Genomic DNA, 21,265 nt, shown 5'->3' on the forward strand with positions numbered 1-21,265 from the left:
GCTCGCCCCATCAATTCGAACGCGACTTTCAAATCAGCCTATCTTAGCGCACTGTCCGTTTTTACTGGACCATCCCACTACTAACTATTTGCCCAAGAAGCAGCCGATGCTAGTGCTTCTGCGCGGCGGGCATAATCGACCAAATTAATCTACTCATCTGCTTGATCTTATTCCTATGCTACGTCTTCTCTCTGCCCTACTGCTTAGCCTTGTGCTATTCACTACCGCTTGCTCCGATTCCAAGAACAAAGAAGAAGACCCCGAACCCGCACCCACGCTGCAAGGCCGGTAGCTATTAAGAAGCCAGACCTACGCTATGTATGACAGCATTGGCACGCTAGCTTACCCTATTGAATTACACAACATACAGGATAAGGATACGCTCACTACTTGATATCTGGCTGTTAAGGGCAACACGCTTCAATTCTTCTACAAAACGGGCTGGCCTATATATGGCAGGAGCCCCTTTCAATTTACACAGCAGGATAGTTTGCTCGTAGCTACGCCTACCATAGAATTCTATACCCGCATTACGGTGGTAGAGCTGACTGCTACCTCTCTGAAAATCCGCTATAGAAGAAAGGAGATGTTTTCGCCCTATATATATAACCCTAAAGGCGTTACTTATTCAATTTCGACGGAGCGTTACGCGCGTATACAATAAGCACACGTCACAGAGTCAAAAACCAGCCTGCATCACTTACTCAACCTTATCTCTATGCTGCGCATTCTCTCCCTCCTACTCCTGAGCCTCGTACTGCTCACCACCGCCTGCTCCAAGGATGACCCACAACCCGAGCCTACCCTCGAAGGCACTTGGAAGCTGCAACGGGCTTACTATCGTTACTATAATGCGGATGGCACAATTGCCAAAGATTTCGACATTCCGCCCACCTTTACCGACGAAACGCTCACGCTGAAGCGTGACAGTATCGGATTTTCCAGAAGCCTGTTCGGCCAAGAAAGAGCATGGGCCAATCCTCTCAAAACTATATCCTACACGGCACCATATACTCGGCAAGACCAAACGCTTACTATTGATTTATCAACGAGCAACATCTACTTCACCATTCTAGAGCTAGATGGCAATAGCCTAGAGATAGAACAGTCCTCACCAATAGTTACATCTTATGTTGGAGGGCCTACACGCTTTGCCACCGGGGGTATATACACGCGCTAACGCGTAGCCCCAAGAAGCCGCCGATGCTGGTGTTGCTGCGCGGTGGGCATAACCGACCGAATTAATTTACTCACTTAATCTTATTACTATGTTGCGCATTCTCTCCCTGCTACTGCTGAGCCTCGTGCTGCTCACCACCGCCTGCTCCAAAGACAACCCAGAGCCCGAGCCTACCCTAGAAGGCACCTGGAAGCTGCAACGGGCTTACTCCCGCACTTATAATACGAATGGCACCCTTACCAACGAATCAACTATTCCTCCTGCCGTAGCTGACGAAACGCTGACGCTGACGAAGGACAGTCTCACTCTATCAAAAAGCCTTTTCGGTTTACTACGCTTCTCTACTACTTCCATTGAAGCTACACCCTACACGGCACATTATACTCGCCAGGATCAGACGCTTACGATTGATCTTCCGCTAACAAGCAGCTACCGCTTCTGGCCTTTCACTATCGTGAAGCTAACAAGCAATACCCTGCAAATAGAACAGGAAGAAATTCGCTCGTCGTCCACTGGCCCTTTTCGCTTAGTTACTGGAGGCGAGTATACACGCTAACGTGTAGCCTTAAGAATCCCCCGATACGGGAGTTGCTGCGCGGCGGGCATAATCGACTGAATTAGAGAACTATGAACGCAACTGTTCGCCGCAACAACGCAATAGCCTCTTACTTGTATCTGGTTAGCTTAACCTTATACATGATTCCTGTAATCTATCTATTCCTCAATCCAGTAGGCAAAATCCCAGCTCCCCTATTCGTCATCATTGCGCTGGCTCTTTTTCTGGGTTTTCTAATCGTAGTAGGAATAAAGCTTCGGGCAGGCAAAATGTGGGCGAAGGTACTGGTGCTATTAAATGCAGCGGGCATGAGTATTTTTTGCCTGTATGGATTGCCTAATCTGCTTCATAGCAGCCCTTTCACTATTATGCGCATACTTTCTTTCCTAGCCCTAAATCTTGGTACGCTCTGGTTCCTATTCAAAGCCTACCGCGCTGCCTCCTACGGTGCTGGGGTTGCCGTGGGGCAAGCATAACCAGTCGAATTAACCTTTACAGTTATGGAAGCTACTCAATCACGTAAATACGATATCTGGGCATCCAATGCGCTTTTCCTCACTTTTGGACTTAGTGTACTCATGGGTTTCTTACGTCATACAGGCTATTTCGCCAGTGACCTACAAACAAAGGATTACCTCCAGCTATACCTTATTACACCTTTCCTGCTATTGATATACTACTACATACGGAAAGGGCTGCGGCCAGCCAAAACCTTATTCTTGGTACTGTATGGCTTAGTATTAATAAATATTATCTCCTATGGCACTCAAGCCAGTTGGTTTGATACTGGGCTCAAAACCTTTGATTTCCTCTCGCAGCATTTTCTACAAACGCTAGCGGGCTTGCTCATACTCCTTAGCCTCTTGGTAAGTAAGAAGGAGAAGCAATCTGTGCCAGCGAATAAGTAATAAGAAGCCGCCGATGCTGAGGTTGCTGCGCGGCGGGCATAAATAATTCTAATTAAAACTAATTGTACGCTTCCCTCTTCGATAAGCCAGTGGTAGGCAGAGGTTAAGCGGCTTGTTTAAATTCGAGTGGGGTCATAAAATTCAAGGCCTGGTGGGGCCGTTGGGTGTTATAGTCGTGCCGCCACTCGTCCACCAGCTGGCGCACGTGGGCCAGCGAGCGGAACAGGTGGGCGTCGAGCAGTTCGCGGCGGAACGAGCCGTTGAAGCGTTCGATGTAGGCATTCTGCGTCGGCTTACCGGGCTGAATCCAGTGCAGGGAAATGCCCTGCTGCTCACACCACTCACTCAGCTTGGCGCTGATAAATTCAGGGCCGTTGTCGGTGCGCAGCTGCAGGGGGCGACCATAGCACTCGACTAAGCGCGTGAGTACCTGCACGACGCGACTAGCAGGCAAAGAGAAGTCGATTTCCACGCCCAGCAGTTCGCGGTTGTAGTCGTCGAGCACGTTGAGCGTGCGGAACCGGCGGCCGTCGGTCAACACGTCGCTCGTAAAGTCGAGTGACCAGCACTCGTTGGCGGCCTCGGGCACCACTAGGGGCTGCTTGACGCGGGCGGGCACGCGATTTTTCAGGCGCCGAGGCAGGTTAAGGGCCAGGGCCCGATAGATGCGTAACGTGCGTTTATGGTTGATTAGCAGTCCATTTTTGCGCAAGCGGTGGTGCAGTTTCCAGAACCCCCAGCCCGGATGCCGCCCACTTAACGCCCGCAGGGCCTGCTGCACGGGCGCATCGTTTCGCCCCTGCGCCACGGGATGATAGCTGCCGTGCGCCAGCCCCACCAGGGCACACGCCCGGCGCTGGCTCCAGCCCTTCCTTACTAAGCCCTGCGCTGCCTGGCGCCGCGCCGCAGGGCTACTTACTTTTTTCGCAGGATCTTCTTAATGGCCTGATTCTCTAGGCTTAGGTCGGCGAACATCTGCTTGAGCTTACGATTCTCCTCTTCCAGGTGCTTGAGCCGGGTGAGCTCGGCGACGCTGGCCCCGGCGTATTTGCTTTTCTAGGCATAAAACGTGGCCTCGCTCAAGCCATGCTCGCGCGCAATCTGGGCCACCGTCTGCCCACTGGCTTGCTGTTGAAGAATGGCCACAATCTGGGCCTCGCTGAATCGTCCTTTTTTCATTTCTCAGTCGTCAGGTAGGGAAAGTTACATCTTTCTCTACTCACAACTGGCGCTCGGTTTGGGGAAGCGTACAGGAAGAGGTCACTTCATTTTACCAACTCACTTTTTATTGGTAAGGCAAGGGGTCCCGCTTCTTTATTTGACCTGCGCACACCTGCTGCTAAACCCTAGCTACTCCGCTGGCAGCTGCCGCTGAAAATGAAGCCGCAGCAACGTATCAATCTTCTCGCGGTTAAGGGGTTTGCTAGCGAGTCCGGCAATCGGTAACTCATCGATGCGCTCTAAATCGCGCGAATCCATCGACGTGGTGAGCACGATAACTTTGGTGGCGTTCTGCTGCGCTTGCGGCAGACGCTGGTAGGCTTCCAAAAACGCAATGCCCCCCATCCCCGGCATTGCCAAGTCGAGCAGTAGCAAGGTGGGTACGTAAGGCGGCTGCTGGGTAAGAAGCTCAAGTGCCTGCTCCCCGCTCGTGGCCACGCGGATATCGTGGCTTACCTGCAACTTGGTGAGCAGCGTCTCGTGGATGAAATTGGTGGTATCGTCGTCATCAACGAGCAGAATATGCGGAAGTTTTTCCATGGGTACAGAGTGGCAACGTTACGCGCGGCGCGGCAACGTCACCGTAAAGGTTGAGCCAACGCCGAGCTGGCTGTGCACCGTGATGGTACCGCCTGCGTTTTCGACTGTTCGCTTAATTAAATAAAGGCCTACGCCCGAGCCCTCCACGTGCGTGTGCAGGCGCCTGAACATGGTAAACAACTGGGCTTGCTGCGCTTCGCTTAGGCCCAACCCATTGTCTTGCACTTCGACTACCAGGCGCGTCGGCAGGCACTGGGCGCGCACCTGCACGCGTAGCTCGCGGTCGGGAGCACGGTACTTCACGGCATTGCTCAGCAGGTTGAAGAACACACTGCGCATACTCTTCACCGGGAAATGAATGCTGGGGCAGTCTTCTACCGCAATGTGAAGGTCGGCGTGGCTGCTTTCCAGTAGCGGCAGCAAGTCCAGACGAACCTCTTCCAGAATACTAGCCAGGTGCAGCGTCTCCGGCGGCTGTAGCTGCCGAGTAGCTTGCAGCCGCGACACCTCCGTTAGGTGCTCTACGGTCTTTTGGAAGCGCGCGATGGAATTGTCTATCATGCCGACCAGACGCGGCACCATGGGCTCCTGCGCTTCGGTGGGCAAATACTCCCGCAGAGCGTCGATTAGCCCCTCAATGTTGGCAATGGGCGATTTCAAATCGTGCGAGGCCGCGTAGACAAACGTGTCCAGATCCGTGTTGATGTGCTGCAGTTGCGTATTCGACCCGAGCAGTTCTTCATTCGTGGCCTGCAGTTCCTCGTTGATGGCTGCTAGCTCTTCGTTGAGTTGCTGTACCCGTTCCTGCGCTGCTTCCGTTTGCTGGCGCGCGAGCATTTGCTCCGTCACATCCACGGCAAATACCAAGATGCTTACCGTACTCCCCTGCTTGTCCGTGAGCGGTTCGTAGACGAAGTTCAGATACTGCAACTCTTGCTGCCCAGTAGCTGCGTTATAGAGATAGATGGGCACTTCCTGCCCAATGTAGGGCATACCAGTAGCGTATACTTGATCCAGTATGCTGATAAACCCCTGCTTTACTGCTTCGGGCAACACCTCTTCCACACGCAAATTCAGCTCGACGCGGCCGGCGGAAAGCTGGTGGAATAGCTCGTTGAAGAACGTGAAGCGGTGCTCCGGGCCCGTGAGGGTCGCGATGTAGGCCGGCACATTGCTCAGAATCTGGCTTAGGAGCGCCTGTTGCTCCGTCAGCTGACGCGTGCGCTCCCCCACGCGGGCTTCTAACTCGTAGTTGAGCTGTTCGACCTGCTGACGCGCGCGCACCTGCTGCGTCACTTCATTGGCTACCACCATCGCCCCATTGATGCTACCATCGGCGGCGTACATGGGTACGTACACAAAGTCCCAGTACACGGTCTCCCGTTGACCGTTCCGATCGTGCTGCGCTTCCATGGCGCGGGCCACGTGGGGCACACCGGTCGCCATCACGCCGTCGAGTAGCTCTTCATAGCCCATACCGGCTACCTCCGGCAAGGCTTCAAATAAGCCCTTGCCGAGGAGCTGGTCCTGAGTGCGCCCCCAGAGCCGGGCCACCGTAGAATTGGCCAGCTCAATGATATAATTCGGTCCCCGGTACACGGCAATGGCTATTGGGGCTTGTTCAAACACGCGCTCCAGCTCGCCGCGTTGACGCTCTGCCTCGGCACGGGCGGCCTTTTCCCGAATCTGACTTTCACGCAGGGCATCTTCTACGGCCGTGCGGGGCCGGTCATTGTTATCGGTAAAGTTGACGACCAACACCTGCTCGTAGCGCTGTGCAACGAGCATGAAATAGCCATCCAGCCCGTCGTGCTGGTATATATGTTGCCAACGCGTGACCTCGCCCGAGAGAAAGGCCTCGCAGTAGAACTTAAACACGCCCTCCTCTTTAGTCGCAGGAAAAAGCGTCAGCAATGACTCACGCGGGTGCTCAGGTAGGCGTAACTGCTGTCGTGCCAACGAATTGAGTGCTACATATGCAAAGTCAACAATGGTTTCGCTATCTGCAGCGTAGCAGGGGCGCAGCAGCATAACACCGGTTTGTGCTGTTTCCATCAGCACACGTGATAAGCCTTCTAGGTGAACACTATCGTTTGGCAGAGCCGACGCAGATAAATCAGACATAGTAGGGGGAGCATACACAACGAGGCGTACGAAGGTAACATATGCTTCTTTTTGTATGTGCAGAATTGCGCACAATCTGTTGCCCACTGCTATAGGAAGGCTCGTGTTTTATAAGTAGAGGCCGCTTCTGCTTATACTTGCCCCCATGGAAGTTACCCGCGAGTTACGAAAGGATAAACTCAACAAAAAGGGCCTCGCTCCTATTCAGCTTACCTTTTATTGGGAAGGCAAGCGCCTGCGCCTATCCTCGGGCGAGCGGTACCAGCCCGAGCACTGGAACCCCAAAACCTCGTTGGTGCGCGATAAGCCCGGCGCCTACGCCGAGCAGCGCAACCTGGTGCTCCAGCACTGGACCGAGGCCGCCCACAACGCTCACCGCGACGCGGCCGTGCGCGGCCAGCGCCTCACCGCTCCGCAAATGGAAGCCGAGATTCGCCGGCGCTACCTGCTGCTGGCCGGCGACACGGACAAGCAGCCCGACGCCCCCGGCCTCCCCCTACTCGACCCACCGGCCCCTGATCTGCTCACCACCATGCAGCAGTGGATCGAGCACCAGCAGAGCAAAGTCTCGCTGCGCAGTGGCAAGCCGTTGGAAAAGAAGACCATCAGCGCCCTGCTGCGCACGCGCCGCGAGCTGGAAGAGTTCAGCGAGCAGGCGCGCTACCCGCTCACCTTCGCGGGCATGAACCACGAGTTCTACGCCAAATTTCAGCGCTACGTGCTCACCACGCGCGGGCACAGTATCAAACTCTGAGCGCGCACGTGAAGCGCCTGAAGGCCTTTCTGCACTGGAGCGAGCGGCAGTACATTCCCGTCAACCGCCGCTACCAGGCCTTCGAGGCGCCCGAGCGCTACCGCGGCGTGGATGCCCTCACCGAGAACGAGCTGCTGCGCCTGGCCGCCGTGGACCTCTCGACGCTCCAGGTGCGCGCCTACGTGGCCAAGCACTTTGAGCAGGCCGAGCGCGAGCTGCCCGGCGGCCGCCCCATCGTCACCCTCGACGAGCACCACCAGCGCCTGCAGCACGTGCGCGACAAGGTGCTGCTCTGCTGCTACCTGGGCCTGGGCGACGCCAACCGCCTGACCCCCGAGCACCTGGCCGGCGAAGTGGTCCGCATCCACGCCAACAAGACCGGCGTGCTCTGCGTCATCCCCTACTTCGACGACGACGTGTTCCGACCTGTAGCCCTCATCGAGCAGTACGCCCCGCTGGGTCTGGCCACCTGCCTACCCTACGTGCGCGAGATCTACGACTATCTGCCCCACGTGCAGCACCTGGCAGGCCCATGCGCATCCCGCTCTCCATGCGCCTAGGCCGCAAGACCTTCGCTACCCTGAATATCTACCAGAGCATTCCCAAGGCGCAGGTGATGCTGGCCACCGGCCACACCACCGAGAAGAGCTTCAACCGCTACCTGGGCATCGACGAGCAGGAGCTGGTACAAGCCTACCGCAAGACTGCCCACCGGGTGGCCTGATGGAGTCCCACTGGGTGGCGTAAACACCCCAAAAAGGGTGGCGTAATGGGTGGCGTAACCGTGTTATAAGTTGTTTTACGCTGCTACTCGCCGCAAACGAAAACGCCTCATACGAAACGTATGAGGCGTTTTTATATAATCCCCTTGTAGCAGGGTCAAAAAAAAGGCGCCCCACCCGGACTCTATAATACTGCATTTACGGCCTTAAAAGGTACTTTTTAAGAAGAATGGGGCAAATCATGGGGCAGTTTACAGTCTTCCAGACCCTTAATAAGCTAGTTTGAAAGCCTATTATGAACGTCATTTTTCAATGAAATCAGGATGCTTTGTCTTTGTAGCTTTCGGTGAAATACGCACTGTTCCCGTTCCAATCGTCTTTACGACTGCTTGGGGATCAATGTACACATACGCCCCATCCTCTACCATTAAATTACCTTCTATTACTACGTTCATCCCTGGCAGAATTTCCAGGGCACCGCCTGACTTTACTACCATCCGGGCGGTCGGACCAATATGCAATTCCGCTTTACTGCGCGTAGGCGAAGCAAAAGTCAGCTGGTTTGCGTTGCCAACGGTAACACTCGTTGCTTTACCCATCGTAAAATTCCCCTGTGCGATGTAGCTCGTGTTTTGCGCCTGAAGTTGCATCGTGGCTGACGCGTCCAGGGTTGTTGTAGTTACACGGATACTATCTCCCCAGTAGAATAATTTCCTCGCGTTTCCTTTGTGTTTCGCAGCATCTTTGAACAGCGTATTTCCTCTAAAGACGCCTCCTGCTAAGATACTAGCGTCTGTTGTGGGCTGTTGTGAGTTGTCGTACACGAACTCACACTCCCGAAAGACGGGCAAGTCTTTCATTTCCTGTGAGATCGGCACGATGCGCAGAAAAGGAGTGCGATGACTGATAAAGCGACAAGCGGTAAATCTCATTTTACGCATGTGCTCTACCGACAATATATGCACTGTGTCAGCCACTAGACGGTTGCCGTAGGCCTTGTCCTCAAATACGCACTGCTCAAACGTGGTAGCATCCTCTTCCCTGGCCGCATCGCAGCCATGGAAAAAGGAGCCATAAATTTTACAGGATTTAAACGAGAAGCCCGGCTGCGTGATCCAGGCACTGCAATTAGTTACTCCCCACAGCGTAGAGCCTGTAACACGGATATTTTTGGTGGTATTGGGATGATTGCCCTCCGGCTTATCGGATACCATGCCTTGGCCGCTGTTATTAATCATCTGGCAATTCACGAACTCTACGTTCAGCACGAAGCCATCTTGCGGCTCCAGATCGACTCCGGCACCAGGATTAGAATATAAGTACCTGCCCGTTGATGCGTTCCGTACACGACCCGTTTGATTGAAACTAGAATTGTAAGCCTTAAAACCATTTACGCCCGTTAGAGACAAGCCTTGCCGACCATTGTAGTTAAAAGAGGAGTTTTTAACTACGATGTTTTCTATGTCAGCACTTTCTATCGTTTTAGACAGGTGATTTAACACTTGCATGCCGTCTCTGCCCAGATGGTGCATGGATACGTTACTGACGTTGATATTCTTGGAATTACTGACAAAGAGGCCATCGAAAGCCAACTGGATGCCCGTATCTCCCCAAGCGCCACCTACGATTAGATTCTTGCTATTGCCATTCACCGTGAGATTGGCGACCGTTACGTTCTCGCATTCCTGCAGTGTTATGCACGTACCACCCTTAGCTGCGTAAGTATAGTCCGTGAAGTACCCCGGAGGCGTTTTGTACGGCTTACCCGTCTTTGGATCAAAAGAGCCATATTTTAAGCCCGCGGCGTAACGTATTTCCGTTGTCGCGCTGTCTTGCCCTATAATTGTCAGGTTACGGCACTTCTTGAAATTAAGCAGGTCAATACCATTCAAGTAGAAGATATTCTGGCTCTTACCGTTCGCGTCGTCAAAGCAAGAAGTACAGGTGTTAATAGAATCCTGCTTACCTACTATGTAGATTCCTTTCGGGATATACAGCACCGATTTAGTGGCTGCCTGTTTTGGGTCTTTGTAAAGAGTATTGAAAAAATGGGCTGCTTTTTCAAAAGCGACCTGATCATTTGTCTTTCCATCTCCTCGGGCCCCAAAATCCTTTCTCAAGTCTTTTTTAATTACTCCTTGCGCGACCAAGGAATTATTAAAAAGCATTGAAGCAATGGTTATTACTAGGAGAACAAACCGGTCAAGCATAGTTAGGACCTTGTGCGAATGAATAGTTACTTCGAAGTGTATTTTGCTACTGTACTAGGGGAAATCTGCATGGCCTTGGCAATAGCTTGATTCGATATACCGGTAGCCTTTAACGCCCGCACCTGTTCAATAACATCCGTGCTTTTCGTTGGCGCCCCAAGTACAGTGCCCTTCGCCACCGTCTTCGCCAGCCCTGCCTTGGTCCGCTCGCTCAGGCGCACCCGCTCCTGCTTAGCAATGGTAGCCAAGATGCTAATGATGGCATCCTTGAAAATGCCAGTGCTATCGAGGTACTGCTCGGTGAAGCTCTTGAACTGCACGCCCGAAACAGATAGGTTTTGTAAGTAGCCCAGCGTCTCGGCTACCCCTTCCCTACTGAAGCGATCCAAAGCCCAGAACAGCACCACATCGAATCTGCGCTGGTGGGCATCCTGAAAGAGTTGCTTAAAGGCCGGTCGGTCGGCTTTGGCGCCTGACTCCTGATCGGTGTACTCTTTATAGACGGAGTAGCCCAGCCGCTCTGCGAAGCCCCGTAGCTCACGCAGCTGGTTCTCGGTATCCTGGCCTTTGTCGCGGGTGCTCACACGGGCGTATATGGCTGCGTTCATAATGTTCATCAAATTCTAGGAACTATGTACGCAGTACCACTCCACTCAAAGCAATTAATGACTTCTTGATAAATAGACTGTAACTTCTGCATACTTGCTTCAGATACATCTATCATTGCAAGCCGCCCATCTGTAAGTGTGTTACCGTACTTCGTTCCAATTACTGCTGCCACTGTTACACCTTTAACACTGATAAGATTATCATCTAATAGTGTCTCTACCAATGGAATGCTCTTTTTAGTATGTATTCCATGTAAACCTCGTACCCTATCCTCCATGTGATGCGCAGAATTCCTAATAGCCACTATATCCGGAAAGGCTGTTTCTAATGCAGCTACAGGCTTCGCTAATTCATTCTTACGAGCCGAACACTCCAGTAAAATTTTTAGGGCTTTATAAAAAGAATCAAACGCGAACAAAAAGGCATTTGCGTAAATACGTATTTCACTACTTATAAATTGTCTGGGTGCTATCCCATGATCCCATTGTTCTTGCTGAACATACTCGCGGACATTTAAGTCAATTTTATCTCCCCCTAATCCTTTCTCTTGTCCCAGCCTTTGAAATGACGGATAAACCTCCTCTAACCTTTGCCAAAATTTATCTGATTGCTCAATAGTATAAGCACCAGTAGAATACGTCTCTTGATGCTTTTTAAAAAGATTCATGGCAACATTTGCCTCTAAGAAAGTAGTCTCTAATGATTGCAGCAAACGGGAAATACTTGTGTCGCTTTCCCCTATTAGAGATGTGCCAGGCATCAATATCTTGTACACTAACATGGTTAAAATTTAAGGTTGGTTATATAAGTAAGTAGCTTGTAAAGCTACGAGAACCCCCTCCAATAATCGGTATAAAAAATGCCCCCGAAAAACCGCGTTTTCGGGGGCGTGAGAGGGGTCGGAAAACTCCTCCAAAATTCGACCGAATAATGGAGGGGTTTGCCTACAGAATATTTCGCATCAAAATTCAGTATGTCTCCGACATCAATGTCGTAGACATACACTAGCGTTCAGAATAGCTATCATAAAGAAGCCCCAAGAACCTGCGCTCTTGGGGCTTCTACGCTACTCGGCAAACCGTTCAGAAAAGAACTCTATTTCGAACGCTCATGGGCGCGACGTTCTTGGCAACACATCATAGCATGATGCAACTAGGCGCGCTCCTATCGGTCTTGCTGCGCGACTTGCTGATACTCGAGGCGGGGACCATCACAGGCCTCCCACGTATTGACCAGTACATCGTTTGGTTTGAAGACAAGGTATTCCTTGAACTCGGTTGGGGTACAAGTGCCCATGAGATCGTTGGCTGCGTTGTACGTGAGGATAGTGTACGGTCCACTCGCGGAGGTGCGCACGGAGAACGTACCGTGGGCAACCGCACGTTTCCCCTCTTGTTGGCGCGTTTTGATGAAGGTACTATCGGCCTGGAACACATACGTCTCCTGCCAGGGCAGGGCCGCGCCTGTTTGAACCGTATTCGTCCAACTAGAGGTGGATTTAACCAGTTGCCACGTTTGAGGGTAGGCGGTGCTCGGCACCATCTCTTCCTCTTCTTTTTGACAAGCGCCTAGCGTCGCCAGTAACAGGGAAAATAGGAGTGTGTTCTTCATAATTACACGATGGTAAGGATTATAGCACTGAGAGTCCTAACGCAACGGATAGGTTGCATGTGCGCTATAGCCTATTCAATAGGCTATAGCAAGAACTCTTTTCTGAACACTCAATACACCCTAAGTTTATGATGCCAGCGGAGGTACATCCGTTCTGCTATGGCGAAACAGTCGCCTTTTGCTGAATCTCTAATCATTTGCCCGATACTGCTCGGCAGTAAACTTTGATCACGTGGTTGAACCCACGTAGCAGTGAACCCATCATACTTGACCGTGATGCGTCGATTGGGGAGTTGCTCTATTTGCATGTTAGTAACTTAAATGATTGATCAACGGATACCGCTTTCATTATTCACCTTCTTATAGGTACCATACTCCTGGTCGAACTCGTATAGGCTCTGGATCACCTTCAAATCACGCGCCCAGGTATCCATCCGATCATTCTGCTGGCGCTGCACCGTCACCAACTCAGTGAGCAGCTGCACGAGTTGGCTCTCCCCTCCTACTACGGCGCCCGGCGCTGCCGGCACCACGTCGCCGGAGGTAGCACCGCCACCCAGATAGCCGCGCATCCGGCGGGCCTCCAGGTACTGCTCCATCTGGATCACTTGCGGATCCTGCCGCAGCCAGGCTGGAATGACGTACTCGTTCTCGTGCACGACGCCGGCCACGGCGAAACCATCGGAGTCGACTAGCTTGCCGTTGCTGCCTACCTGCAGCCCAACTTCTTTGCCCATACCAGCAGCACCGGTGGCGCCACCGGTGCGGAAGCCCAGCACCTTGGCCGTGGCCACGCCTGCGCTAACGGTCGAGGCCACGTTTGCCCCAATCGTGTAGGCGGTACCCAACCCAATGGACGCCGGTGGGAACAGCGCCGAAATCTTGGCGCCGGCCTCGGCGTTGGCCGCAAACTGCTTGCTCAGCCCGATACCGATTTCGGCAATGGCCACCGCCTTCTGCGCCGCAATGGCCGCTTTGTAGATACCACTCTTCTTACCGAATGCTTCACCCAGGAAGGCTACTTCCTCGGTAGTGAGCAGCTTCTTGGCAGCGCCTACTAGCATCTCAAACTTGACCAGTTCGTTGTCGAGGGCCTTCTTCTTGGTGATATAGGCGGCCTCCTCCTTCAGTTTGGCGGCACTGGCCTTAGCATACTCGGCCGACTCCACACCACCTTTCTCCTGCAGCAACGCCAGCTCACGCTCAGCCGCGGCTTTCTTCACCGCGTAAATGGCATCCTGAAAGGTTTGCTCGTTAAGCACCCCGTTGGCCAGCTTCACTTCTTCTTCTGCCATCTTCACTTCTTCTTCTGCCGCATTCATCGCCAGCTGCTCTGCCAGGGCATCCTGCCGTTTCTTCTCATCCTCTTCCTCGAACTTATCGGCCAGCTCGCGCAGGGCCAGGTTGCGGGCCTCGACGATACCTTTCACCTGCTCGGTGTAGTCCAGTTCGGTGCCAGTGAGCTTAGCCACGCGGGCGTCAGCATCGGCAAAGAGTTTGTCGCGCTGCGCCTGGCGCCGAGCTTCCTGGTCGGTCATGCTTTGGCGGTCGAGTTGGTCGAGCAACGCGTCGCGGCCCTTCAGCAACTCACCCTCCTCGGCTACCCAGCGCTTCGTGGCATCCAGTCGATCCTTATCCGCCTTGTCGCGCTCCTGCTGCCGCTTTTTGGCTGCCGCTTCGGCAGCCTTAGCCGCGTCGTCGCGCTCCTTCTGGGTGGTGCCGTCGCCCCCAGCAGCGCGTAGGGTAGGCTCCTCCCCTGGCGCCGCCGGCGCCGCGGTCGGTGCGTCGGGCGACTTCTTGCTCATGGCATCGCTGAACGCTTTCTGGAACGACGCGGCCGCATCACCACCTAACTTGCCGAACTCCGCTTTCGCACCGTCAAAATCGCCCCGTAGGGCCATCTTAATCGCACTGCCGATACGCGTAAAGGCTGTTTCGGCGGCGGCCGTGAAGCCCGCGAAATAGGCCGGCCCGTTGGTCAGCAACTCAAAGAACGCCCGGATCGGGAACGTCAACGCCAGGATGGCCACGCGCGCCACCTCGGAGTTCTTAGCCCAATCAATAAACCACTTTGCTCCTTCCGCCAGCGCCGATATTAGGAAGCGGGTCGGAGTCAGCAGGGCGCGAAACACGGCGCCAATGGCCTCGCCGATATCGCGGGCTGTGATGCCTTCTTTGGAGAAGATGCCCAGCGACTCACCCAGTTCCAGGAACGCGTTCCACACATCCTGCAGGGGCGAGAATATTTCCTTGAACACGGCCACCAGGCTCAGCACCATGGAGTAGAGCACCGTCATGGCCTGATTGCTCAGGCGGTCCATAATGGAGCTGCCGCCCTCGAACTCCTTGGCCAGGTCATTCTGCACGCCGGCCAGCTCCTTGTTGGAGTCGATCAGGGCCTGCTGGCGCTGGATGTAGGGGTTGGTCTTGTCAATCAGCTCGTCGATACCGGTGCCTACGTTCTGCAACGACTTGATGTAGTCCAGGCCGGCATCTTCACCCGGCCCGCCGAACACGTCAGCAATAACGGTCTGGGCCTGCGCCGCCGTGAGCTTGGTGGTATCCATCTCCTTGGAGATGCGCTGTAGCGCTTCCGTGGTGGAGATCGTGCCTTTGTTTACCCCATCGAGCAGCGTTTCGGTGAACTCAGGACCAAAGGCTGCGAACATCGCATCCTTGGTAGCCGAGGTTTGCTCGCGGATCCGGAGCCCGAACTCTTTCACCAGGTCGGCGCCTTTGTCGGAGAACACGCCGTCCGTTTGGGATTTGCTTATCACGGCCACAAACTCTGATGCGGATAGCCCAGCCGCCTTGAACTGCGCGGGATATTCCTTCAACTGGTCTAGGAACTCGCCGTTGACGTCGGCACCGGAAACGAAGCCCTTTTCGATCAAGTCCAGCGCCTCCTTTTGGGAGATGCCCATCTGCTTGCTCAGCGCGTTGCTGGCTACCAAAATCTCGTCGTACTCTTTGTTGAACGACTTGGCCAGGCCCGCCACGCCGGTGGTAAGTTGGTCCAACTCCTCCCCGGTGGCACCCGTTAGGCCGTTGACGTTGCTGCGCAGCTCCCCGAACTCCTTCACCGTCTGGGCGATTTCGGCCCCAAATTCCTTCACGATGTCGACGGCCGCACTCAAGCCTAGATCCACGCCGGCAAACATGAGCGCATCCTTCATGGTGAAGCCCTTCTCGGCCGTTTCGCCTAGCTCGGTTTTCACCAGCCCGATGCGCTGCTGCAGGTCCTGGTAGTCCTGCACCATCTTCTTGCGGCCAGGGTCATCGGCTGACAGGTCCTTCAACTGCGCTTCCAGCAGCTTCGCGGCCTGGTCCATCTCGTTGAACGAGGCCGAGACTTTCTTCCCGTTCAGAATCACCTGCTGATTCTGCTCGTTCAGCTTGCGCTCCTCCTCGGCCAGTTCCTCCACCGACTTCTGGTAGGTGCGGTTCTCGGCCCGCGCTTCCCCTACCCGTTTACTGAGTTCCTGAAAATCCTTTTGTAGTTGCGCCCGGCGCGGGTCGTCCGCGGCCATCTTCTCCAACTGATTCTTCATCAGGGCTACGCCGGCGCCCATCTCCTTAATACTGGCGTTGGCCTGCTGGGCGTTGAGGATAATCTCTAACTCCCGCTTTTCCTTATCTACTGCCACGTCGATTTTACTTATAAGTTAATATTGGTTTGGGTCGGCATGGCCGTGATAGTGGTGAGCAGCACCTGGCCTTTTAGCTCCAGCATCAGCTCCGACAGGCGCTTGGTCTGGGCATAGGCCTCCTTCGAGTACCAGGCGCGGGCCTTGCGCGTGTGGCGCTTGAGCTTCCCCCGGCTGTTGCGGATCCGGTCGTAGCCGTCGTCGCCTTTCCGGACGCCGGCGCCCATGCCCCTACCCACGCCCATATCCTGGAACATGCCCCACACGGCGTAGCTCAGGCGCATTTTCAGCACGTCGCCGTCGGCTGCACCAATCACCTGCTGCTGAAAGCTGGCCGCCAATGCGCCGGTGTCGACCACTTTCAGGCGGCGAATGTTGGCCACAAACCGCTCGACGGTGATGTCGAGCCACTGGGTGGCCAGTTGTACTTGGTCGGTAGACGTGCTCATCGGCGGACGTGGCGATAGGTGAAGCGGGCAGATTGCAGGCGCGTGCTCGTACTCACGGTCACGGAAACCTTCTCCCAGAGATATTTGCGCGGGCCGACCATCTCCTTGCGGGCCGGGTTCAGCGCCAGCAGGTCGGCCACGCGGAAGGGCATGGTGCGCTCCTCCGTGCCGGCGCGCGCCAGCAACTCCAGCCAGGGCTTGTGGCACTGCTCGTACAGGCCCTGCGGCCCGGCCCAGCGCAGCACCAACTCACCGACGAGCTGGTCGAAGCGGTCAAACAGGAAGCGCAGGCCACACCGCGACTCGTTACCCAGGTCCCACGCGGGCGAGGCACCCCGCACGTGCACCGTAGGGATGCCGTTGCGCGTATGCAGCGCTCCGGCCGTCGTTTTGATACTATCCTTACCGGCCCCCACCACGAGCTTTGCCCAACTGGTGTCGAGCATCTTATTGACCGCATCGTCTGACTCCAGCCCCATCTCCAGCGTATAGCCCTGGTACAGGCTAGGCACGGCGCGGGTGAGCACGCCTGGCTCGCGCACCAGGTAGGCGTCGTCCTCGGCTACCTCACGCAGGGGCACGATGCGCAGCTGCCGGCGCACCGTGTCAAAGTCGAAGCCCAGCGCAAACAGCGTCTGCACCCCCACCAGCAGTTCCCCCACGCCCGTACTGGCCGGCACGAACTGGTTGAGGGCAATTTCGGCCAGGCGGTTGCCGGCCGCGTCCTCGGCGGCCCGGTCGGAGTAGACACTCAGCTGCTGCACCGCCGGGCGCGTGAGCCACTCCCCGGCCACTGAGTAGCCCACGGTGCCCAGCACGCGCCGCAGCAGCGGCACTAGGCGTGGCTGCGGGCTGAGCACGCTGCCGTTGCCCGTGTTGAGCAGGCCCGTGTAGCCGAGCTTCTTGCCGTCGTAGAAGTCCGGATTGCTGATCATTTGCAGACTATACTCCGGCTGCGCGTCCTGCCGCAGGGGCGCCGTGCCCAGGTCGAGCGAGGCCAGCGTCACACCGTCGATGCGCGCCTGCAGATCGTCGGCGCCGGCGGCGAACTTGTACAGCAGCACCTGCTTGTCGGGCTGGTGCTCCTGGTAGAGCAGGCTGCCCACGCGCCAGAGCTGGCCGTCGACGTAGAACTCCACCGACTCGGGCGCGGGCTGCTCGCCCTGGGCAGCGCGCACGTGCGGGAAGTTCAGCCGGCGCAGGTTGCCCGGCGTCATGGGCAAGGGGAACGGGTAGGTGGTCACGCCCGGCACGGCGTCGTACTGGAAAAACGGATTGCTGATTTCGATGCCCACGGTGCCTGGCTGCAAGTCCAGCCAGCCCAGGGCGGTTTTCAGGCCCATCATGGCAGTAGCAGGTCTTGGCGCGTGACGGCCGCAGCCCCCAGGCGCGGGGTGTAAAATCGCTCCCGCGGCAACTGCAGGATGATATCTAGCGTCTGCACGTTCTCGCCGTCCTTGCGGATGGTCGTGGTCTGGGCTTTCACCGTGACGGGCTGCCAGCGCGGGCCAGTAAGCAGCAGTACGCGCCGCGAGAGCAGCAACTCCTGCAGCGTGGCCAGCCATTCGCGGGAGTTGTCGCACACGCCGCCGGCCAGCTTGAGCACCGGGCGCAGGGTGCGGTCGAGCACCAGCTGGTCGCCCAGCAGTGGGTCCGGGAACGGCACTGGCGAGCGTTCCACTTCCTCACCCGCGACCTCCGCGTCGAGCTGGCCCTCGCCTACCATGGCCACCGTGTCCATACCGCCCAGTGAGTTAGCGTGCACCAAGTAGCGGCACTGGCGCACCGGGCGCCGGTCAAGCTGGTAGCGGCGCGTTTCGGTCTGGGCCGCACCGGCAGTGCTACTCACCCACAGGTCCCAGCCGACGACGTGGCGCTCCTCCGAGTCGGCCAGGCCCAACTGCGCGAAGCCGGCGGGCAGGCAGTACACCTCGAAGCGCTGCACCGCTTCCTGCGTGGCCACGGTGCGCTCCTGGGTGGAGTCGTCGTCGTAGCGCACGCGCAGGCGCCACTCGAAATCGGTCACACTGGAGTCGACCAGGTAGTAGAGAAACTCCGGTTGGTCCTGGTAGACGGCCTTGTCGTTGGGCTGCCACGTCAAAAATGGGCGCACCAGCGGGCGGTAGCTGTCCTGGTAGGTGCGCGTCACGGCCTCGTAGCGGCTCAGGCCGCCGCGTAGCACGAAGTTCTGCGTCAGCACCGTGGTCGCATCGCGCACCACCGGCTCGCCATAGTTTTCGGCGTATTTGAGGTAGAAACGGCGAAACAACGGCGTGGCCTGGGTGATAGCGGCTTGCCCTACCGCCGGCACGTGGTAGTCGAGGTAGGCATCAAGTAACTCCTCCACCTGGAACACGGTGCGGCCGTCGCGGTCGGCGGGCTGCTCGAGCACGGTGCCGATCTGCACGAACGCCTCGCTGCCGTATACCTCCTCCAGCCACACTTCCACCAGAAAGGTGAGGTCAGGCTTGGTGCCGGGGTCGTCACGGTAGTCCTGGCCCGCGTCGAGGCTGAGCGTGATGGGGTTGCCGCTCCAGTAGAAACGGTAGCCTTCGATGGTGACCTCTACGGTCTGGGAGCAGCCGACTGCATCGGTAATGACGCACTGGTAGATGCCCGGTTCCAGGCTTTCGCGCGCGGCCGCAGCACTGCCGTCGTCCCAGGCGTAGGTGTACGGCGGCATGCCGCCGCTCACCTCCAGCACCACGTTGTTGTCGGTCTTGCGCACGAGTACTTCGATGCGCGGGTTCTGGCCCACCATAATCTGCTGGGTTGCCCGCACGCCCGTGGGCACGTCCGTCACGGTCACCGTGTACTGGCCGGCCTTCACCAAGCCGCGGTTCTGGGTAGTCGGTCCATCCGCCCACTGATACGTATAGGGGCCAGCCGTACCGCTGGGAGCCACCGTAATCTGGCCGGTGCTACTACCGAAGCACGTGGCCAGCACGACGAAGTAGTCAACCACGAGCCCCGAGGTCACGATCGTAAAGCCACCGTTGCCGTCGTGGTAGTAGCCATAGCGCGTGGCCCCCTCGACATAGGAGAAGAATTCTTCATCCGTCGGTCGGCTGTAGTCGACGGGCCGCTCATCCCGCGTACCCTCTCCCGTCCACTGGTTGTAATAGCCCCCCAGCGGATACGGTTTATAGTCTACCTGTCGGGTATCGGTGTTGAAGGCCCATAGATCCGCATTGAATCGGTCCTCGGAAATGCGGTCGTCTACTGGGTCCTGCCACCGCTCGGTGAAGGTCCAGACAACCAGAAGTTCGATCAGCATATGTTAGGGAAGAAAGGTCGCCGGGTTGTGGTGCAGCGCGGCCGCAGCGGGGGTAATAAAGTCGAAGTCGAAGCGGGTGCCGTACCAGGTGCCGTTGCCCAGCGGGCCCAGCTCGTCGGAGGTGATGCTGCTCGGATCAAAACGGTTCTTGACTTGGTACTTCGGGTCGGCTAGGATGGCTGCCAGCAGCTCCTCGCCAGTTTGCTCGGTGCGGTCCAGCACCTGCTCGATGGCGTCGTGGTCGCCGGCGGTGACTTGCTGCAGCACCATGAAGGCGCCACTGCGCAGGCGAGTCCGGTTGTCGCCCGCCTCGCGGTACTGGGTGTGGAAAGACTCCACCACGAGCACCTGCTGGCCAGGACCGGGCTTGATCGTGCGGCCGATGACCTTACTCATCAGCTCCGACATATCGACGATTTTCTGGTAGGGGTCGATGCTGACGACGATGCGGCAGAAGCGCGGCGCGGCCTCGGTGTGCTGGATGAGTTTGTGGCGCATGGCCAGGCCCCGAAACAGGGCGTTGTAGTCGGAGGTACGCATTAGGATTTCGCGTTTTTGAGGGCCTTCTGATAGTCGCGGGCCATGTCCTGCATCTCGGCTAGCACCGTGCGGGCGTGCTGCCGGGCGGTTTGGTCCAGCGGGCCGAAGGCGCCACCAGAGAGCTTGCGCAGTACGCGGCCCCAGTCGCCGGCCTGTTGGTTGGAGGTGATGCCCTCGGCCGCTTCAAACACCTCCGGGAACTCGCGCTCCAGCTGCTGCCGGCAGCCGCGGTACCAGGTGAGGATGGCCAGCTTCTCGGCGTCGGGCAAGTGGCGCAGATGCTTGGCGTAGTACTCGGTGCGGTGCTCGTTGAAGGGTTCACGCCGGTCGCCCTGCCACTGCGGGTGGCTGGGGCTCATGCCTGGTACCAGCGGGCGGTAAAGCGTGGCCACCAACAGGTCCAGCGCCTCGGCCGACTGGCGCGTGGCGTAGAGACGGAAGTAAGTGTCGGCGAAGATGAACTCACCAAACAGAAGGTTGCGGAAGCTGCTGCGCGGGCCTACCCAGCGCGCGCGCCACTGCTTAATGTACTGGATGGGCACGCGCACTTCGGGCAACAGCTGCTCGGTGAGGTACTGGTCCTCGTCGAACAGAAAGTCGGTAAGCGGGTAGAGCTGCACGGCCTGCACGGCGGGCAGGCTTAGTAAGTCGTGGAAATGCGCACCACTTAGGGCGCTGAGCAGCCGCAGCTTCAGCGGCCAGTGCGACTGGGGGCCATAGAGCACGCGCACCACATGCAGCAGCTGGGGCCGCTTGAGCTGGTTCCAGGTACTGGCCACCTGGTAGCGTTTCGAACCGAGTTGTAGGGTTTCCATGCGGCAAAACTGCCGCTGGCTACTTCGGTGAAAAAGGACACGAAAAAGCCCCGACCATAAGGTCGGGGCTTCCTGCAATAAAGGGCGTACGGTGCACAAGGC

General features: G+C 56.6%; 19 protein-coding genes and 1 pseudogene. 7 read left to right on the plus strand and 13 right to left on the minus strand.

What is annotated here, in order from left to right; all coding sequences use genetic code 11:
• The first annotated feature begins 718 nt into the window (after window positions 1–718).
• The 4 genes from J4D97_RS08730 to J4D97_RS08745 all read left to right on the plus strand — a co-directional run bounded on the left by J4D97_RS08730 (window position 719) and on the right by J4D97_RS08745 (window position 2,644).
• Window positions 719–1,180, plus strand: coding sequence for a lipocalin family protein (locus J4D97_RS08730; protein WP_208307247.1), 462 nt, complete (start codon window positions 719–721; stop codon window positions 1,178–1,180).
• 88 nt (window positions 1,181–1,268) lie between these two features.
• The gene (locus J4D97_RS08735; protein ID WP_208307248.1) at window positions 1,269–1,736 is read left to right on the plus strand and encodes a hypothetical protein; all 468 of its coding nucleotides are present in this window, start codon (window positions 1,269–1,271) and stop codon (window positions 1,734–1,736) included.
• A gap of 71 nt (window positions 1,737–1,807) precedes the next feature.
• Complete coding sequence (locus J4D97_RS08740) at window positions 1,808–2,212, plus strand: hypothetical protein (protein WP_208307249.1); 405 nt, start codon at window positions 1,808–1,810, stop codon at window positions 2,210–2,212.
• 24 nt (window positions 2,213–2,236) lie between these two features.
• Window positions 2,237–2,644 carry a hypothetical protein gene (locus J4D97_RS08745; RefSeq protein WP_208307250.1) on the plus strand — a complete coding sequence of 136 codons (408 nt, stop codon included), beginning with the start codon at window positions 2,237–2,239 and terminating at the stop codon, window positions 2,642–2,644.
• 103 nt (window positions 2,645–2,747) lie between these two features.
• On the opposite strand, the pseudogene J4D97_RS08750 reads toward J4D97_RS08745, so the two are convergent.
• The 3 genes and pseudogenes from J4D97_RS08750 to J4D97_RS08760 all read right to left on the minus strand — a co-directional run bounded on the left by J4D97_RS08750 (window position 2,748) and on the right by J4D97_RS08760 (window position 6,460).
• Window positions 2,748–3,823, minus strand: a pseudogene (locus tag J4D97_RS08750) (IS3 family transposase).
• A gap of 171 nt (window positions 3,824–3,994) precedes the next feature.
• Window positions 3,995–4,405, minus strand: coding sequence for a response regulator (locus J4D97_RS08755; RefSeq protein ID WP_208307251.1), 411 nt, complete (start codon window positions 4,403–4,405; stop codon window positions 3,995–3,997).
• Window positions 4,406–4,423: 18 nt separating this feature from the next.
• Window positions 4,424–6,460, minus strand: coding sequence for a sensor histidine kinase (locus J4D97_RS08760; RefSeq protein ID WP_208307252.1), 2,037 nt, complete (start codon window positions 6,458–6,460; stop codon window positions 4,424–4,426).
• Window positions 6,461–6,674: 214 nt separating this feature from the next.
• On the opposite strand from J4D97_RS08760, the gene J4D97_RS08765 reads away from it, so the two are divergent.
• From J4D97_RS08765 to J4D97_RS08775, 3 genes are read left to right on the plus strand one after another with little or no spacing between them, the layout of a single operon-like run.
• Window positions 6,675–7,283 (plus strand): Arm DNA-binding domain-containing protein, encoded by a 609-nt coding sequence (locus J4D97_RS08765; RefSeq protein ID WP_208307253.1) that lies wholly within the window; start codon window positions 6,675–6,677, stop codon window positions 7,281–7,283.
• Between the two features lie 8 nt (window positions 7,284–7,291).
• Window positions 7,292–7,843: a hypothetical protein gene (locus J4D97_RS08770; RefSeq protein ID WP_208307254.1), complete on the plus strand. Its 552-nt coding sequence runs from the start codon at window positions 7,292–7,294 to the stop codon at window positions 7,841–7,843.
• Window positions 7,816–8,007 (plus strand): hypothetical protein, encoded by a 192-nt coding sequence (locus J4D97_RS08775; protein ID WP_208307255.1) that lies wholly within the window; start codon window positions 7,816–7,818, stop codon window positions 8,005–8,007. The genes J4D97_RS08770 and J4D97_RS08775 overlap by 28 nt, the downstream gene beginning before the upstream one ends.
• Before the next feature lie 300 nt (window positions 8,008–8,307).
• On the opposite strand, the gene J4D97_RS08780 is transcribed toward J4D97_RS08775, so the two are convergent.
• From J4D97_RS08780 to J4D97_RS08825, 10 genes are all read right to left on the minus strand, one after another.
• Complete coding sequence (locus tag J4D97_RS08780; RefSeq protein WP_208307256.1) at window positions 8,308–10,215, minus strand: glycosyl hydrolase family 28-related protein; 1,908 nt, start codon at window positions 10,213–10,215, stop codon at window positions 8,308–8,310.
• Window positions 10,216–10,241: 26 nt separating this feature from the next.
• Window positions 10,242–10,823, minus strand: a complete 582-nt coding sequence (locus J4D97_RS08785; RefSeq protein WP_208307257.1) for a recombinase family protein — start codon at window positions 10,821–10,823, stop codon at window positions 10,242–10,244.
• An 8-nt stretch (window positions 10,824–10,831) separates the two neighbouring features.
• Entirely contained in the window at window positions 10,832–11,584 is a 753-nt protein-coding gene (locus J4D97_RS08790) for a hypothetical protein (RefSeq protein WP_208307258.1), read from the minus strand.
• A gap of 404 nt (window positions 11,585–11,988) precedes the next feature.
• Complete coding sequence (locus J4D97_RS08795) at window positions 11,989–12,435, minus strand: hypothetical protein (RefSeq protein ID WP_208307259.1); 447 nt, start codon at window positions 12,433–12,435, stop codon at window positions 11,989–11,991.
• Window positions 12,436–12,764: 329 nt separating this feature from the next.
• Window positions 12,765–16,082, minus strand: a complete 3,318-nt coding sequence (locus J4D97_RS08800; protein WP_208307260.1) for a phage tail tape measure protein — start codon at window positions 16,080–16,082, stop codon at window positions 12,765–12,767.
• Between the two features lie 11 nt (window positions 16,083–16,093).
• Complete coding sequence (locus J4D97_RS08805) at window positions 16,094–16,531, minus strand: hypothetical protein (RefSeq protein ID WP_208307261.1); 438 nt, start codon at window positions 16,529–16,531, stop codon at window positions 16,094–16,096.
• Window positions 16,528–17,877 carry a hypothetical protein gene (locus J4D97_RS08810; RefSeq protein ID WP_208307262.1) on the minus strand — a complete coding sequence of 450 codons (1,350 nt, stop codon included), beginning with the start codon at window positions 17,875–17,877 and terminating at the stop codon, window positions 16,528–16,530. The genes J4D97_RS08805 and J4D97_RS08810 overlap by 4 nt, the downstream gene beginning before the upstream one ends.
• Window positions 17,874–19,808: a SprB repeat-containing protein gene (locus tag J4D97_RS08815; RefSeq protein ID WP_208307263.1), complete on the minus strand. Its 1,935-nt coding sequence runs from the start codon at window positions 19,806–19,808 to the stop codon at window positions 17,874–17,876. The genes J4D97_RS08810 and J4D97_RS08815 overlap by 4 nt, the downstream gene beginning before the upstream one ends.
• A gap of 3 nt (window positions 19,809–19,811) precedes the next feature.
• Window positions 19,812–20,348, minus strand: coding sequence for a hypothetical protein (locus J4D97_RS08820; protein ID WP_208307264.1), 537 nt, complete (start codon window positions 20,346–20,348; stop codon window positions 19,812–19,814).
• Window positions 20,348–21,163, minus strand: a complete 816-nt coding sequence (locus J4D97_RS08825; RefSeq protein ID WP_208307265.1) for a hypothetical protein — start codon at window positions 21,161–21,163, stop codon at window positions 20,348–20,350. Before J4D97_RS08825 ends, J4D97_RS08820 begins: the two co-directional genes overlap by 1 nt.
• Between the last annotated feature and the right edge of the window lie 102 nt (window positions 21,164–21,265).

This window comes from Hymenobacter defluvii, from assembly GCF_017589435.1.
Taxonomy (GTDB): domain Bacteria; phylum Bacteroidota; class Bacteroidia; order Cytophagales; family Hymenobacteraceae; genus Hymenobacter; species Hymenobacter profundi.